The sequence below is a fragment of the Leptolyngbya sp. UWPOB_LEPTO1 genome, from assembly GCF_017302695.1.
Classification (GTDB): Bacteria; Cyanobacteriota; Cyanobacteriia; order Leptolyngbyales; family Leptolyngbyaceae; genus Leptolyngbya; species Leptolyngbya boryana.
Genome location: NZ_JAFLCJ010000018.1, coordinates 81,511 through 97,961, shown reverse-complemented (window position 1 = coordinate 97,961; position 16,451 = coordinate 81,511). Strand labels below are relative to the sequence as shown.

General features: G+C 45.5%; 11 protein-coding genes. 8 read left to right on the top strand and 3 right to left on the bottom strand.

The features are described from left to right. Positions 1-5 precede the first annotated feature (5 nt). Genes J0L70_RS23590 through J0L70_RS23570 form a run of 5 tightly spaced genes read left to right on the top strand, consistent with a single transcriptional unit; the run spans position 6 to position 11,367 of the window. Positions 6-1,838, top strand: a complete 1,833-nt coding sequence (locus J0L70_RS23590) for a hypothetical protein (protein ID WP_287456116.1) — start codon at positions 6-8, stop codon at positions 1,836-1,838. Next, positions 1,835-2,383: a hypothetical protein gene (locus J0L70_RS23585; protein ID WP_287456114.1), complete on the top strand. Its 549-nt coding sequence runs from the start codon at positions 1,835-1,837 to the stop codon at positions 2,381-2,383. Before J0L70_RS23590 ends, J0L70_RS23585 begins: the two co-directional genes overlap by 4 nt. Continuing rightward, positions 2,376-4,067, top strand: coding sequence for a type IV secretory system conjugative DNA transfer family protein (locus tag J0L70_RS23580; RefSeq protein WP_287456113.1), 1,692 nt, complete (start codon positions 2,376-2,378; stop codon positions 4,065-4,067). The genes J0L70_RS23585 and J0L70_RS23580 overlap by 8 nt, the downstream gene beginning before the upstream one ends. Before the next feature lie 9 nt (positions 4,068-4,076). Beyond that, positions 4,077-4,508 carry a hypothetical protein gene (locus J0L70_RS23575; RefSeq protein ID WP_287456111.1) on the top strand — a complete coding sequence of 144 codons (432 nt, stop codon included), beginning with the start codon at positions 4,077-4,079 and terminating at the stop codon, positions 4,506-4,508. Between the two features lies 1 nt (position 4,509). Continuing rightward, the gene (locus tag J0L70_RS23570) at positions 4,510-11,367 is read left to right on the top strand and encodes a strawberry notch C-terminal domain-containing protein (protein WP_287456109.1); all 6,858 of its coding nucleotides are present in this window, start codon (positions 4,510-4,512) and stop codon (positions 11,365-11,367) included. A 63-nt stretch (positions 11,368-11,430) separates the two neighbouring features. Here the strand turns inward: J0L70_RS23570 and J0L70_RS23565 are convergent, their stop codons facing one another. From J0L70_RS23565 to mobV, 3 genes are all read right to left on the bottom strand, one after another. Then, positions 11,431-11,841, bottom strand: coding sequence for an HNH endonuclease (locus J0L70_RS23565; RefSeq protein WP_287456108.1), 411 nt, complete (start codon positions 11,839-11,841; stop codon positions 11,431-11,433). Then, positions 11,838-12,194 (bottom strand): hypothetical protein, encoded by a 357-nt coding sequence (locus J0L70_RS23560; protein ID WP_287456107.1) that lies wholly within the window; start codon positions 12,192-12,194, stop codon positions 11,838-11,840. Before J0L70_RS23560 ends, J0L70_RS23565 begins: the two co-directional genes overlap by 4 nt. Before the next feature lie 237 nt (positions 12,195-12,431). Further along, on the bottom strand, positions 12,432-14,027 hold the full coding sequence (gene mobV / locus J0L70_RS23555; protein WP_287456106.1) for a MobV family relaxase: 1,596 nt from the start codon (positions 14,025-14,027) through the stop codon (positions 12,432-12,434). A gap of 364 nt (positions 14,028-14,391) precedes the next feature. On the opposite strand from mobV, the gene J0L70_RS23550 reads away from it, so the two are divergent. Genes J0L70_RS23550 through J0L70_RS23540 form a run of 3 tightly spaced genes read left to right on the top strand, consistent with a single transcriptional unit; the run spans position 14,392 to position 16,362 of the window. Continuing rightward, a complete protein-coding gene (locus J0L70_RS23550) occupies positions 14,392-14,808 on the top strand; it encodes a hypothetical protein (RefSeq protein ID WP_287456105.1) in 417 nt (138 codons plus the stop codon). Positions 14,809-14,830: 22 nt separating this feature from the next. Beyond that, a complete protein-coding gene (locus J0L70_RS23545; protein ID WP_287456104.1) occupies positions 14,831-15,598 on the top strand; it encodes a P-loop NTPase family protein in 768 nt (255 codons plus the stop codon). Next, entirely contained in the window at positions 15,595-16,362 is a 768-nt protein-coding gene (locus J0L70_RS23540) for a DUF6753 family protein (RefSeq protein ID WP_287456103.1), read from the top strand. The genes J0L70_RS23545 and J0L70_RS23540 overlap by 4 nt, the downstream gene beginning before the upstream one ends. The last annotated feature ends 89 nt before the right edge of the window (positions 16,363-16,451 follow it).

The window sequence follows — 16,451 nt, the reverse complement described above, 5'->3', positions numbered from 1 at the left end:
AAGCCATGTGGAAAAACTTTGAAGCTTCGATTTACAGAATAATCGCTTGGTCATTGATGCTAATAGTAGCATTATTCATCATCCCTTCTTCTTTGCTACATGCAGAAACTTCATTACCTACAAGCTTATTGAAATGGAACGGGCAATCTGTTCAAATTCCAGACTGGTCGCAGACAACCTTAAAATCACTGCCTCCCATCCAAGAGAGCGGAACCTTCTCGGCGACTGAAAACATGAGCCAAGAGGTCGGATACGATCTATCTCGCACCTGGCAAGCAGGACAAACAGCAGATCAGTATCTCAAGTTGGGTGATTTACAAACTAGTCTCTATCCTCAAATCTTCAATCTCTACAGCATTGCGAGGATGACCAATTTAACCCTCGATCGAGTCTCGCTATCAGCATTAGAACCTATCCAGTGGCAAACGATCTCAGATTTAATCACTGCCCTTCCTGGGTTAGGAAACATTCAGATTGAGCAGATTCCACCCTTAAAAATCCTGATTGACCAACCCATCATGTCAAAGAAATCGTTGGGAGAGCTTTTACAAGTTCAGCCCCAGATTGGACAACTCAAATTGGGCGATTTAGGTAATCAACTCGGTCAATTTGCGATCGCATCTATTCCTGGACTCGAAAACATACCATTACAAAATCTGAAAAATTGGGAGAATTCTAAAATCGCTGGTATTCCTGGGCTAGGAGACGTTCCGCTAGCTCAAATGCCAAATCCGCTCAGCACAACAGGCATGATTGGAGTAGTTGATGTTGTCTACGGAGCAAAAGAAAATAATCGCGATCGCACAATTTCCGGCAGTCATGAACTAGGATTTCAGGTTGCTTGCAGCAGATATTGTGCCCATGTAGAGCTAACTGGGGACAAAGTGCTTCAAGGTAAGCAATGGATTTCTGGAAAATATCAGACTGTAAAAGGTGGATTCGGGGTTTTAGGAGGTGCAAATGAAGGGAAAGAACCTACTGGACGACATCCTTTTGGCGATGCTTTTAAAGTAGTAATCTGGGATGTCGATGAAGCCTCTGGGTCTGTTTCGACTGCGCTATTTTTTCGGATTTGCAAGCGCGGAATTCCTGACCTTGGTTGTACACCTTACTTTTTAGGTCCCGTTCCTTTCCTCAGCTATCGCGAAAAGAAGCCTATCTTCACCGGATTAATCGATGATCAAGGAGGGGCATTAAGCAGTGCATCTATTCCTGAAGGGGTGATTAAGAAGGCACGAAATTTGGGAATTCCTGCTTCTGCGTTACCAGAAGAGTCTCGAATTGGTATGAATCGCAAAGAGAGTTCAGAACTTTGTGGAACAGCCATTGGAGGTGTTGACTTTAGCGTCCTAGCCGATGCTTTCTCAGGAATCGAAGGAGATTACGATTCAGTCGGGGGATTTGTTTGCGATGCCGATGGAAACTGCGGACGAGGCTTAGGGCGCTATCAATATATGAGCTACCGATCAGATGTCAGAGCTAGAATCAGTCAGCAAGATGGAGGAGCAGCATTTCTTGCCAAAGCTGATTCCGGTGTGCCTTTAAGCCAAGCTGAAGTCGATCGTATCTTTCCACCAGATATTCAAGATAGTATTTTTCAAGCAGACCAGACTCGCAATATTGAGCAAGCTCAAGCAGAAGGGTTTTCAGGTGGACGCTTGATTGAGCGCGTTGGACAGATTCATTTTGGAGGAGCAGGTGCGCTGATTGATGGTGGAGCTTCCGATGCCAATGGACGGTTGACGCTCAAAACTTACGGAGAAGAATTGCGACAAAACTATGAAAGCTCGTTAGCCGATCGAGGGAAATGCCTACAGAAGCGAGGAGGAAGATCATGACACGAATCATTCCTTCCCTAAAGGTTCTGCTGCTATTCGGAGGGTCACTTTTTCTGACGATTGCGATCGCTCTCAATCATTACGCTTCTGGTCAAGAGCAATGGCAATTCGTACAGAATTCAGTTCCATCTGAACTATTAACCCAACTTGCTCAGGAGAATATTCAACCTGGAAAAGCGATCGACACTCGACGAATGAAGCGATGGAAGGTACAACAATCTCATCTCCTTTATCTATTCGATATGCGAGTTGCTTATTCTGAAAAACACCCTCGCGAAAATCTGCTATGTGGTCAATCAAATTGCCTGTTTGTTGGTTACATCCGAAAAGGAGAGCATTACCAGAAGATTCTCAATCTTTATCTTGATCCACATCTACCGCCGAGAATTTCTCTATGGCAAGTGCTTCCAGAACTCCGCGATCGCTTGCCCTGTTTCATAGCTCAGCAGCTTGTACAGCAGAAAATTCAAGTTTCAAAACTTTGCTTCAATCACGAGTCTTACGAAATCGTTGAAACGCAATACTTACCAAATCGATATGAATAGTCAAACTGTAATTCACGCTCTGCCGCAGCCTGTTCAGCCTATTATGAAATCGCTAATTGATTCAGGGCTGGGGATGATGCTTTTTGGAATGCTCATTCTTACTGCTGGGCTTAATCTCACACAGGGTCGAAACAGTAAAATCTCGACTGGGCGATTCGCTAAAACTAGAGAGAGAAAAACTGCAAAGCGAATTGCTCGACATCAGCAACGGCAACGCAAACCGAATCTTGTGAGCTTCAAAGTAGGTCAACTTGTGATCCCAGAAGCACAGCAAGGCATCGCAGTTTGTGGCGCGCCGAATAGTGGCAAAACTTTCAGTATTATTGACCCTGTGATTCGAGATGCAATTCGGCAGGGATTTGCGATCGCGCTCTACGACTATAAGGGAAGTCAGCTTGAAGCTCATGCAGCTTATGCAGCTTCACAAGGCTATGAAGTTCACATTTTTGCTCCGGGTTTCCCATACACAGGGGTTTGCAATCCGTTGGATTTTGTCAAAGATGCCTCTGATGCACTCATGGCAGGACAATTAGCAGAAGTCATTTATAAAAACATTCGGCGCGGAGGTCATACGAGTGAGAATGATTTCTTCGCTACCGCAGGACAGAAGCTTGTTGAAGCTGTGATTCTGCTTGCAAAGCATACACCTTATCCTGATCTGCTAATGGCAAAGAAGTTACTCAATCTTCCAAATCTTCCAAAGCGCATTCGGCTAGCAGAAGAAACTGGAAAAATTCCAATTTGGACGATCGAGAGTTTTAGTCAGTTGATTGTTTCAGAAGATGCTGAGAAGCAGGTTGCGGGAATTGTTGCAACGGCTCAACGCACCTTTGATAAATTTATTAGCCAGGAATTGATTCCCAGTTTTATCGGTCAGACAACTATTCCTCTAGATTTAAAGGGAAAGCAAATTCTTTTTCTTCAAGTAGACACTCAAAAGCGAGATGTGGTCGCTCCTTTACTGGCTGTTCTGCTGCATCTGATTATTGCTCGGAACTTTGCTCAACCTCGCAAAGAGCCTCTCGTCGTAAGCCTAGACGAATTGCCGACCTTGCATCTTGATAGCTTGCCAAAATGGATCAACGAATTCCGTTCCTCTGGCTTCTGCCCGATTCTGGGCTATCAAAATTTCGCTCAAATTCAACATACTTATGGGCGAGAGCTATCCAAAGCAATCTTTGCAGCTTGTGGAACGAAAGTCTTTTTCAATCCTCGCGAGGATGAAACCGCGACGTTAATCTCACGCTATCTGGGTGAGAAAGAAGTCCGAATGTTTACGAAATCGACCAACACCGGGACTCATCGTAGCACCAGCCGAAATGAGCAAATTCAAAAGATGCCATTGATGACGATCGATGAAATCCTGAAACTGGATCAAGGCGAGTGTGTGTTTATCAATCCTGCTTACAAGAATCGCACGGAAGCGTCTATTCCTCTCAGAACAAAGCTTCGAGTTCCACGATCCGAAGTAATACTTCAAGCAGAGAGTGAAAAACTATGGCGAAATATTTGGCGCGATCGCATGGCTGATCAAGCAAAATCTCAACAAATTGCACCAGAGCGAATCAATGCAGCCGCTCAAGTTCGACAAGCAGCCGCAGAAGCATTATTTCCTTTGAGCCAAGAAGCAGCTCAACCTCAGATTTATTCAGAAGACTATTTTGAAGACGAAATTATTTTTTAGGAGATAGCCATGTCTTTTCCAATTCATCCTGCTGATACTCAAGCGATGCAAGAAGACCAGACACAATTATTGAGCGCAATTTCTCACGTAACACGCAGCACGCTTAGCTGGCTACAGCAATCTAAATCCCAAGTTCAACCGAAGCCTGAATCTCCCAAGATTCATATGAACGGACGATTGGTGTATGGAGTTATGGCAGGTGGACAATTTCGGAATGAATTGACGACCGAACGCTTGAGAACACTTCTGGATGCGCTGCAAAATCCGATTGCAGAAGGCATTGAGGCGAAACGCTACAAAGGCAAATCCGCAGCAATCCAAATCTGTGATGCAGGAATCGTTCTGTTTCGACAAGAGCGAGATAGCACAATTACAGTGAATCAATTTCAACCACAGCAAGAATCTCACCCGAAGCAATCCTCTGGTATGGAGATCAGTTGAGATGGAAAATCAGCAACTCGTTCAACATTTCATGCAACAGTTTTTGGAGGGGAATGCTTTCAAAACAATTCTCGCTGCTAGACGACAAGCTGTAGAGGTGCTGGGCAAGGACATTTCAAGAGGTTCAAGCTTAACTAAGCTGGTTGATGAATCAGTTGAGGCCGCATTAATCCGAGTCGCGCAATCTATTGTTAGAGAAACTAGAAGTACGATCGAGATTTACGATCGCTTGGTGAATCTCTACCAACGCCAGCCTGTACTGAATGTTCGATCATCGACAAGTATTCTCCAGCAGGCTTACAGCACACCGATTCCTATTGCTTATCTCGCCTCTCAGCTTGCAGGAATCACATCTGAAACGAGCGTATATGAGCCGACTGGAGGACATGGAGCATTATTACTGGGAACAGATCCAACGCGCGTTACAGTAAACGAACTGAACCCAGAACGAGCCACTGATCTCAGAGTCCAAGGCTATACCGTGACTGAATTCGATGCGACGAGCTATCAGCCTGAACAACTACACGATCGCATTATTTGCAATCCACCCTTCGGTGTTCTCAAACATGCGAATGGTCGCGTGAAGCAGTTTGAAATGCCTAATAGTCGGCGGAGTTCAACTCAGATTGATCAAGTCATTGCACTGCGGGCATTAGAAGCAATGCAGCCGGATGGAAAAGCGGTCTTGATTTTAGGTGGAAAGCTGGGTCAGGATGACGATTTGAGATCTGAGCGCTATAACAGCTTAGAGAGTCGCAGCTTTTTTCGAGTGCTGTACGACCATTACAACGTGACGCAGCATATCTCAGTTTGGGGCGCGTTGTATCGCAAGCAGGGTGCAGGATTTCCAATTGATCTAATTGTGATTGAGGGACGAGGTAAATCGAGTCTCATGTTACCTGCTGCCCGAATTCCGCCTATCTTCAAATCTTTTGCCGAGCTAAAGGAGCTAATTCCAAATGAACGATTACATGAGCTACCCCAAAGCATGGAAGCCCGATCAGGAAGAGTTTCAGGACTTGATGATGGTGCGGATTCCAGATCAAATGCAGCAGATGAGCAAAGACGACTATTGGAGACTCATGGAACAACGCATCGACTGGATGGTGCGCCGCTGGATGAACCTAGCAGAGGAAGATCAAGCCCAAACCCATCAACGCTTGTGCAACGCACTGAGTCAATTAGATCCCGTCCAAGCTCCACCAGATCTCAATCCCGATTGGCAGACGCTACAAGCATGGACGCAGGAATGGGCGGCAACGTTTATCGAGTACAACGATCGATTGAAACAACGGATTTACACTCCCTTTCCCGTGAAGATCCAACCTCCACTTCTACCGGAAGTGCTGGAGCAATGGCTGACGATTCACGACACGATGAATCTAGCCGAGTGGCTCGAACAACTGACTTACGAACCGACGATCGACGATTGGTAATTTCTGGAGAGGTCAGAATGAACAATCTTCAAGCTTTGGATATTCCCTATATTCCAAGATCTAAAGCAAGAATTGCAGAAACGATTATTCCAACCAATATGGCTGCGGCAGCTCAGAAAGCACTCGACAACTTAGAAAAAGCCGTTGGGGATATCGATGAATTTGTTATGCATCGATTGGGGTACGACTCGACTGAGCAATTATGGCGGTACTTCTATGCTGAGCAAATTGATGCGATCGCACTTTCGTTTCATCAACGCGATCAAGGCAACATTTTTCTCAATGGCGATCAAACGGGAAATGGAAAAGGTCGCTTTGGGGCAGCAAATTTAATTGATGCTTTTAGAAACGGGTTTATTCCTGTGTTTGTAACGCAGAAATCGAACCTGTACAATACGATGCTCAATGATCTAGCGGATGTTGGAAAGACAGATTTTCGCATCTTTGCAACTGATAACGGGTTGCGCCTGAAGCTAGATGATGGAAGACGACTGACTACAGGAACGGCTGCTGAACAAGAGGCAGAAATGCGGCGCATCATGCAGGAAGGGCTTGGGAGTCAGTACAATGCCATCTTTACAACTTACTCTCAGCTTCAAACAATTGAGAACGAAGAACCTTTTCGGCGAGAGTTTTTTCGCTCGATCTCGTCCCGTGCTGTGTTCGTTTTCGACGAAGCGCATGAAGCAGGTGGAGTGAGCAAGATCGGAACATGGAAAACGAATGCGCCTGCGAATCGTGCTGATTTTGTGCGGGAACTTGTCGATCGATCTGCGGGGTCAGTGTTTATGTCCGCAACTTCGATTAAAAATTCGGCTGTGGTTGATCTGTATGCGAGGCGGAGTGATGCTCGTTATGCAGTCGAGCGGATTGAGAATTTAGAGAAGATTTTGCGCGATGGAGGTGTTCCACTTCAGCAAATGTTTGCAACAAAGTTTGTTGCAGCAGGGCAAATGGTTAGGCGAGGTCGTTCGATGGCTGGCATTTCGTTTGACTCTGAGATCGTGCCAGTCGATCGCGAAATTGCTGAGAATATCTCGACGATTATGCGATCGATTAACCGCTTCGATGAAGCGAAGCAAACTGCGCTGAAAGAAGTTGGTAAACAACTTAAGGCGGAGGCGAAAGCCTTGAGCCAGGATAATTCAATTGGGCAAGTGGGCTTGAAATCGACCAACTTTACGTCATTGATGCACAATGCGATCGACCAAAGTTTACTAGCACAGAAAGCAGAAGCAACCGTACAAAGCGCTATTTCTGCAATTCAGCGTGGAGAAAAGCCGATCATTGCAGTCGCTTCGACGATGGATAGTTTTATCGCTTGGTACACCAAAGAGAATGGCATTAAACCAGATTCTGCCATCTCGATTACCTTTGGTGATGTTTTACAGCGATATCTGGAGCGCTCACGCGACATTCTGGTGACAGACTATGACGGTGTGACAATCCGTAGAAGACTGACTGATGAAGAACTTGGTGATGATGGAGTTGAGGCATATCAAGACGCATTGAGTTGGATTGAAGCAACGGATTTAAGCCAGATTCCGCTAAGCTCGATCGATTACATTCGTTGGAGATTGACGCAGGAAGGCTATCGGGTTGATGAAGTAACGGGGCGCGAAAACATTCTTGAGTATGGGCAGCAAGGTAAGACGAGCTATGGATTGCGTCCTGAGCGTGAAGTTAGCCCACAGGGGAGAATCGATATTGTCAATCGCTTTAATCGTGGCACTTTGGATGTGCTGATTCTCAACCGTTCTGGTGCGACCGGAATTAATCTTCATGCTTCTGAAAGGTTTGCAGATCAACGTCCTCGACACATGATTGTTGCTCAGGCTGAGCGCGATGTGAATTTAGTCATGCAAATGCTCGGGCGCATCAACCGATTTGGGCAGGTCAATAAACCTCGATTTACTTTGCTGATGAGTGATTTGCCTGCTGAAAAGCGGTTAGGTGCTTTGCTTGCTAAAAAGATGGCGGAACTGAATGCAAATGTAACGGCTGCACCTGATTCAGAAATGTCGATCGCGAATGTAGTTGATTTTATGAATGTTTACGGTGAAGAAGTTGTCATAGATCTACTAGACGAAGATTTGGAACTTCAGGGGAAGCTGGGCTACCCGCTTAAAGGCAGTGATGACTCAGAAATTGCTGTGGTGAAGCGCGTGACTGGGAGAATTCCCTTACTCACGCTGAACGAGCAAGAGAATCTTTATACGCTGATTGAGGCAGAGACGCGAGATTTGATTGCTCAAAAAGAAGCAATGGGGGAAAGTGTTCTGAGAGCCGATCAACTCGATTTAGATGCGAGAACGATCGCTCGAATGGAAGTCATCCCAGATACAAGTGAAATTGAGAGCGAATTTACAGGTTCCGTCTGCCTAGAAGTCGTCGATGCGAAAGTTGCTGCGAAGCCACCGACTCAGCTTGAGGTGATTAATTCAGTTCGAGAATCTTTGAATCTGCAACGGATTAAACAGGTTGAAGAGCATGATTTTCAAGCAGTAGAAGAGATCGCTTATGAGCATACCCAAACACTTTTAGCTCAAGTTGAGCGTGACACGAACTCGTATCGTCAGCAAGCATTATTAGTCGCACCATCTGAAGCGAAGCGAGATAAGTTAAATACTCGACTAGATGAGCAACTGATGCATTTAAGACGCATTCTGCAAACACTACCTCCCGGAACTCCGGTTCAAGTCATTTCTCCTGAAGGAAATGTGTTTTATGGTGTGGTTTCGCAGGTAAGCCAGAAAAGCTATCGAGGCAGTCCATCGGCTCCGACAAATTGGAGAGCGCAGATTTTGATTGATCATCGTTCTCGTCAACTCACGATCCCGTTTTCTAAGCTGAATCGCGGGAAAGACGATACTGCGATGTTAGTGACAAGGCAAGCAGAAAACTGGAGCGGAGAGAATATTTACGAGGCGTTTGATTCGCGCCAACAGGAGAGCCAACGAACTGAAGTGCAGATTTTTACAGGGAATCCTATCAAAGCTTTTGAAAAGTTTCCGAAAGGGAAGTTTGTGAACTATACAACGGCTCAAGGCGAGGTTTTACAAGGTTTAGTGATGCCTGCTAGCTTCGATATTCAGCAGGTTTTGCGGGAAGAGCCTGTGTTTTTTCGAGAGTCTAGTCAAATTCAGGCTTTTTTGACTGAGGCGACGCAGTATCGTGGCGCGGTCAAAACATCGGATGAGCTACTCACGATTAAAACTCAGTTTTCGGCGAGAACTGGAGAGAGCAAGGCAGTTGGATTCGTGCTGCAAACAGTGAAATCGGGTTTAGGAAATCAATATTCGCTTGATCCAGAATTGATTCAAGCAGCAGGTGCAGAGTTTTACTCGATTAGCGATCGTATGGAATGCATTGTCTCTGCCGAACGAATTGATGCAGTCCTGACGCTCATGCTTAAAGAAAAGCGGTGGATATTAGCTGCATTCGACTTCAAAGAGAAAGCGCGAGATTTGCTCAATATCAAGCTTCCAGAATTTAGGACTGTAGAATCTGTTCCAATACCGCAGATGCCGGAGCGCTCCTCATCAGTTCGGGTACTCTCGGCTGAGTCACAGATAGGAACATCTGAAAAAAACATTGCTCGGTTTCTCGATCGAGCAAATTTAGCTGAAGCTGTGATGAGCAATTCAGAGTTTTACTTACAGATTCAAAATGAGCCATTTATCCCTTTGACGATCGAACGTCACGATGCGGATTTGCATTTTATTCATTGGCTTAACGATCAAGCAGGAGACTTATTCATCGACTCAGAAATGATTTTTCAGCTTAGCGAGGATGGACATCTTAAGCTACAAGAGATTGCTGTACAGAATGCTTTGATTGGGGGTGAAACACGAGGACTTGATCCAGCTTTTGCTCGGTTATTTTCTCAGAATATTCTCGATCAGGGTTTTGCGCAGGCTGTGGTCAAGTTGGAAGCATCTTCTAGTGAGAAAGCTCAGCAGAAATTAGCAGATTGGCAGATCCTCGATCGGACAGGTCTAAAAGCGCACGTGCTGTCTTATCTTGCACTAAAAGACGAGCATCCAAATGCGCTTGTGTTTCAGAAATCAAAGTCTCAAGCATTCTATGAAGCAATGTTTTCAGATGCTCGAACGATTGGGCGAGAGCTAGATTTAGTCGTGGTGAGTCGGGATTTGGGTGGTGCAGCAAAACAAGCACCATTGCTTCTCATTCCAGCGAAAGCAACCGTAATGAAGCGGTTTACTGAATACCTACAAGACCAAGGCTTTCGCGTTGTGGTGGATGAGGGACAGACATTGACTCCATCGCTCCAACCTTTAGCCGATCAATTACGAGGAATTGATTTGGAAATCGTGGCAGAACGATTAGGATTAGAGCGTGATCTCACAAATCCGCAAAAATGGCGCAGTGAGGAACATATCATCAAGATTCAGGAAGGTAAATTTCAGGATTGGGCAACCAATACAGAGGGGGAAGGTGCAATCGAGCTAGTGATGCACATCCAAAATGCGAATCTCAAAGCTGCGATCGCTTGGCTTTCTCGACAATTCTTGACTCAACCGAATGAGCAGTTTCCTCAAGCTATGGAGGCACATTGGAAAGCTGTACGAGCCGATTTGGTGGAAGTGCGCGAGCTGCCTGGAGACTGGATTGATCGATTGCATACCAGAGGGTTAATTTATGCAGATGCTCAGAAGAATGCTGTGTTTCTGAAATATCCAGAACAGCAGCATGGAATATCTTGGTCGCGCGGGCATCCAATAGGAGCAGAGTTGCAGAGAGCATCTGAGCCAGCATCTCAGGATCTTGCACCTAGAACGAGCAATGAGCAAGGATGGTTTTGGTTGCGGCAGGGGGAAGGGGAAGTTCAACGGATTGTTCTAGTAGGTTCTGCGATCGATGCTCTCTCATTGGCTGCTTTAGAACGAGAAAAGGGACAGAATTTGGGGACTACGGTTTATCTTTCAACGGATGGGATCGTTCCAACTCAAGCATTACGATCGCATCTAGAACAAGGTAGACAGGTGATTGTTGCGTTTGATGCGGATAAGGCAGGAGAGCGGTTAGCATGGCAGGTCGCACATGAAGTTTTGGGAGTGCGGCGAATGAGTCCAGCCGTGGGGAAAGATTGGAACGATCGATTAAGGGCGGAAAAGCATCCTGACCAATCTCAGCCTCTCGCAGAGCGGGGAAATCAAGAAACGCTGAAGTTAATGTGGAAGTGGTATCGAGTGTCGGGCGAATTGGCAAAGTCTGAGGCGTATCGGCAGCGAATTACTGAAGTAGCACGGGAGGTGGTAGATGGAACTCTGCTTTCGGAAAATGCGATCGCTGCAATGGAGAGGGATTTTCAAGCATATGGAGAAGTATCTCCTAACCAGCAATCTGCTCAGAACTTAAATTCGCAGCAGATCAGAGCATCCGTCGAAGGTGGGTTATAACTCTATGCAGTACCGGAATTGACGCTCTGAAAGTACGGATTCTCAAAAATGTTCGACTCATAACTAGGGCGGATACTGTTTCAGAGCAATGAGTTGCGCTCGCTCTGAAACTCGCTCTGGAGAATTAAATTGAAGAATTTTGGCAGTTACACGCCCTTCTGGCGTGAGAGGTATGATCGTTGCAGATTCAAGGCAGAAGTGATCTGACCAGTGTTGAATTCGAGGATTAAAGAAAGAGGTCAACTGGCGAGTCTCTGGATCGATTGAGCCTAAGTCTGTCCCTTTGAACCGATTGCAAGAGGGACAGGACAATGCCAAATTATCTGCCTCAGTGCTTCCATCATGTTTCTCAGCAATAATATGCTCAATCTCAAAGCTGAAAAGAGAGGCATGTTGAGGAAATTGGCAGTATTCGCACTTTTCCTCTGCACGTTGCACAACGAATCGACGCAGGGCTGCTGAAACATAACTCATGCGATCTCTTGTAAGCGCTTGTAGGCATTTGCTTTTGCAAGCCGAACCAGATGCTCAATGACTAAGTAACGATCGAGTTCGGCTTCCTCTTGGCGTGAGAGTTGTCCAGCTTTGTTTCGGGCGAGGAGATCACTCATCCGAGCTTGTAGGACTGGCGTTGGGCGAATGGCGAGAATGTCTTCTGGTTTAGGTTGACTGGCAAGAAGTTCAAGGATTTGTAGTTCGTCCTGAAAGGTCAAAGAGGAAGGTGTAGAAAGCTCCTGCATTGCGCGATCGAGTAATTCTGGCAGGCGATCGCGCAATGCTTCTAATCTTTCACCTACATCGTCAGGCACGTCCAAAATGATTTGCATACTGCGCCTCCAGATAGAACAATTGAGCGACGATAACAATATGATACCGCAGCATAAAAGTGAGGGGTTAATTTTGGAGAAGATGCCATTGTTGGCATAGAAACTAATACTGAGCATAATTCCACTCGATCTTTATCAGAGATTTCAGCCCTATTTGACCGCTAGAATGCTCTTCCGAAATGATAGACGAGGATGAATATCAAGAGCGGAGGGAAGAAGCTAGGCAGAAGAGAAATTTCAGTCGATTTCAGGCTCTACTATTCTCTTCTGTTCTCTATTTTCTTCCAAAGGACTATCCATCTTCCTGAAAAGACTATCTAGCAACATCCGATGCCAATCGTGATCCCGCAAATCCTGCACGATCGCACCCGGCAAACTCTGCCGAATCTCATCTACGATCGCTAAATCATCTCGTGAAGCCGCAAGATACCGCACCCCTGAAGGCACAGGCTGATCAAACACAAACTTTGCCAAAACCGCGATCGCCGAATCCACTAACACCACCCGTTTAATCCCTCCTTCACTATCCAAATAAAACCACCCTTGCCTCCTCCAACTTCCATCGGCAACCGTTTCCGTCTTTTGCTTGATCGAATAAACTGTCGCACCATTCGCTGTTTGCGTATTCAACGATCGATGCACAAATACAACTTGCCCCGCTTGATCTGGATAGAGCAATCTCGCTTGATACAATCGCTCCACCAATGTCCCAGGTAGCTTGAAAGTTTTAGTCAGAGATGCGTTCACCGCTTGCCAATGTTGCTCCCCTAGCTCTGGCAACACAAAAAGCTTTTTTGCTTCTGACTGCAAAATCTCCTCAGTTTGCCGTATCACCGCTTGTACTGTCGCAGCGTCCCCCCAACGATCGCGCAACCACACGATCGCCGCTCTAAAATCACACTGCTGCAAATACATCACAAACTCGATCACCCCAGTTCCACCGCTCAAAGCCTGCCAATCATAAAACCGATTGCCAGTAATGCTAATCGTCTGGCTGGCGTTTTGCCATTGTCCAGTCTGCCTACCATTTGGTTTCAGTCCTAGCTCGACCGCAATTCTTTCAAGCGACAAATCTTGAGTATCCAAATCGAGTTGAACCTTTTCCAACTTCTCAAGTCGTTGCTGCAATTGCCCATTTTCTCGCGCCAAATGCATTGCGGTCTGTTCCAGTTCATTCCGTTCCTTTAGAAGTCTTCTACGATCGACAAGTTGATGTTGAATCACCGCACTATCCAACCCAAAATCAGGCTCCTGCATGACGGCTGCATAATATTCCTGAATCGCCGTATGAGTTGCCCGACTTCCTCGAATCCCTCGCTGAATTCCCAAGGGTTCCAGAGCCTTCGCATAGCTATCTTGAAACTGCCTGAGCTTTGTACGATCGCCAAACAAGCCCCGACAATTTAACTTACCTCGCTCATCCAAAGGCACGAGATAAGCATGAATGTGAGGGGTCGCTTCATCAAGATGCAATTCTGCTCGAACAATGCGATCTCCATAGGTTTCCGTCAACCACTGCTGTACTGTCCACTGAAATCGCTCCAATCGTTCTTCATCCCAATAGCTCGCCTGACCAGGAGTATTCGCTCGAAAGTATTCTGGACTAGCAGTGAGCAACATTTCCACACACCAAACCGCATTCTTCCGAATTGATTGCGCTCCAATTCGCTGCTGAACCAATTCTTCCAGGGTCGGTTCCTTTTCCCCAACCAATCGAACGTTTCGTCTTTCCGGGTTAGCATTCGGCGTTTCTCTTAAGCGATTAACGTGTTGTTCTGATCCAGCTAAATTCGATCGTTTCAGCTTTCTAATCCGCGCAATTGCATAAGACATTTTTCCTCTTCTAAATTGCTTTCCTCAAGTTTCCTCAAATTTGTCAATCTTATCTCTGCAGTGTTAGCTTTCGTATTTATATCAATACAATTGCGTAGTAAGTACACAATCACAAATTATGCTGTCTGCTTTAGTTTCTCAATTATTTCAAATTACATAAAGAAATCCTAAAATAGCATTCCATATTCGATTTCACCGCTAGGATAAGAAGCAACTTCAATGATATGAATTCAGGGTGCAACTGGCATTCAAAATCGTTCAACTGACTACTCTGATGAGATGAGTTTGATATTCACTCTGGACTTGCGATCGCTGTCATCTCAAGACTGTGAAAGGTCATCTGTATAAAGCAGTGAGGCAAACGATGGCTCAGAAGAAACCGCCATTAGTTGAAATTGATGACGCAACATTGCAGCAAACTCTCGAAGCATTACATCAGTTACCCAGAAAGGGGCGCACTCTACGAGAGATCATCACCTATCTCAACGAGGAAATCCAGCAGACTCTATCAAAAGGCTACTCCTACCTAGAAATTGTGGAATTTCTAAAAGAACGGGGCATTGCCATTTCAGAAAATACCCTGCGGCAATATCTAGCAGAGACAACCAAAACAAGATCGCCCAAGCAACGACCGACAAAGAAAGCTCAATCTTCTGCTATCCCAAATCTATCCAACCAATATTCACCTGATAACACGCCCATATCTAAACAACGCCCTGCTGATACACACCCAAAGCGTCACACCATTGGCGAATTCGTAGAAATGCCCGACGAATTGTAGTTCCTGCTCAGGAGAACTTGAGATGACTATCACATCGAAACTTCAGAAAACAAAACGCTCCAGTCGAAGCCAATATCAGAAACGTCTAATCCTGATTACAGGCAACAAAGGTGGCACAGGCAAAAGCAGCTTTGCTCGTGGTTTACTTGATGTTTATCACCATTTGAACATTGCTTGCTCAGCTTATGACAGTGATACTCAGAATCCTCAACTCTTTCGTCACTACAATAAAACGATCGGTATCTCTCGGATCAATATCGCTCTGAGAGGCGGAGCCGATGTATTGTTAGACGACCTTGAGCAGCAAAAACCTGCGATCGCACTTGTCGATTTGCCTGCTGGAGCCGGAGATTCCTTTGAGCGATATGAGCAAGATGTGCAGTTAATATCATCCGCATCCGAATTGGGATATCGATTGACCATTGTTTCAGTCATGTCCAGGGTGAAAGATTCTGTCAACGCTCTACGATTACTCATGGAATTTTGCAGCGATCGCGTTGATTATGTTGCAGTGAAAAATCTGCATTTTGGTGAAGCAGAGAAATTCAAACGATTCGACCAATCCAGAGCGAAGGAACAATTCTTGGCGATCGGTGGCATTGAGATCGTCATGCCTGATTTATTTGATGATACCTATGATTTGATCGATGAGAAAGACTTCACGTTTCGAGAAGCAGTAGGAGCGACTTCCTCACTAAGCCGAGCAAATCGATCAAGAGTCCACCAATGGCTCAAAACAATGGAACTCGAAATCTTCAAAGCTGGACAATATTTTGGAGTTTCCCCATGAACGAATCAGAAACTCTGCTCAATACATTACTTCAGGGACGCTCTGATACTTTCAAGGCAAAGGTATTGGACATTGTATATCGCCATCATCTCGACCCAAATGACCCCAATTTTCAAATCTTGATTGCAACTGGACAATTAGAGATTTTGCTACAAGAAGCCCCAGAACAGTTTGAAGCAACTCTATCCCAATTGTTAGAAACTCTACGCAGATTAGTCGATTCAGAAGTAAAGACCCTTCAACGGCTGATTCAAACTGAGCGTGAAGTCTTGCAAGAGAGTTTGCTAGGAGCAAAGCAACTTACCGAGGAACACAATCAAGCTTTTGAACAAAAAATTCAAGATATTCATACACTAATTGCATCCCATCAATCTGCTCAGAAAACCTGGATGGAAACCCAACAGGCTCATCAGAAAGCAGAATATGAGCATCAGCGAGATATCACACTTCAAGAATACAAGGCAGCTTTGGCAAAAGAAGCAAAGGGATTGATTCAGCTTGCAGCTTTAGAATTGCGCGGAAGTTGGGCAATTCGAGTGGCATTACCAAGCGCGATCGCATTTCTTAGTATCGCGAGTATTGGCTTCCTGGGTGGATGGTCAACCCGATCTGCCCAAATCTACCAGTACTATAGTCCAGCAGAGTTAGAGTTTTTAGCTCAGCTTTGGCGAGAAAATCGCGATCGTATGTTGAAATGTCGAACCGCTAAACAATCTGAATGTGTTATTCGACTCGTTTCACTCGGTCAAAAGTCCTCTAATTGAACAGCACGATCGCAAGAATTGAGATGAAAAGTTTAGTAAGAGCTTTAAGACGTGGCGATCAAATATACAAATGTCGGTAATGTGACTGA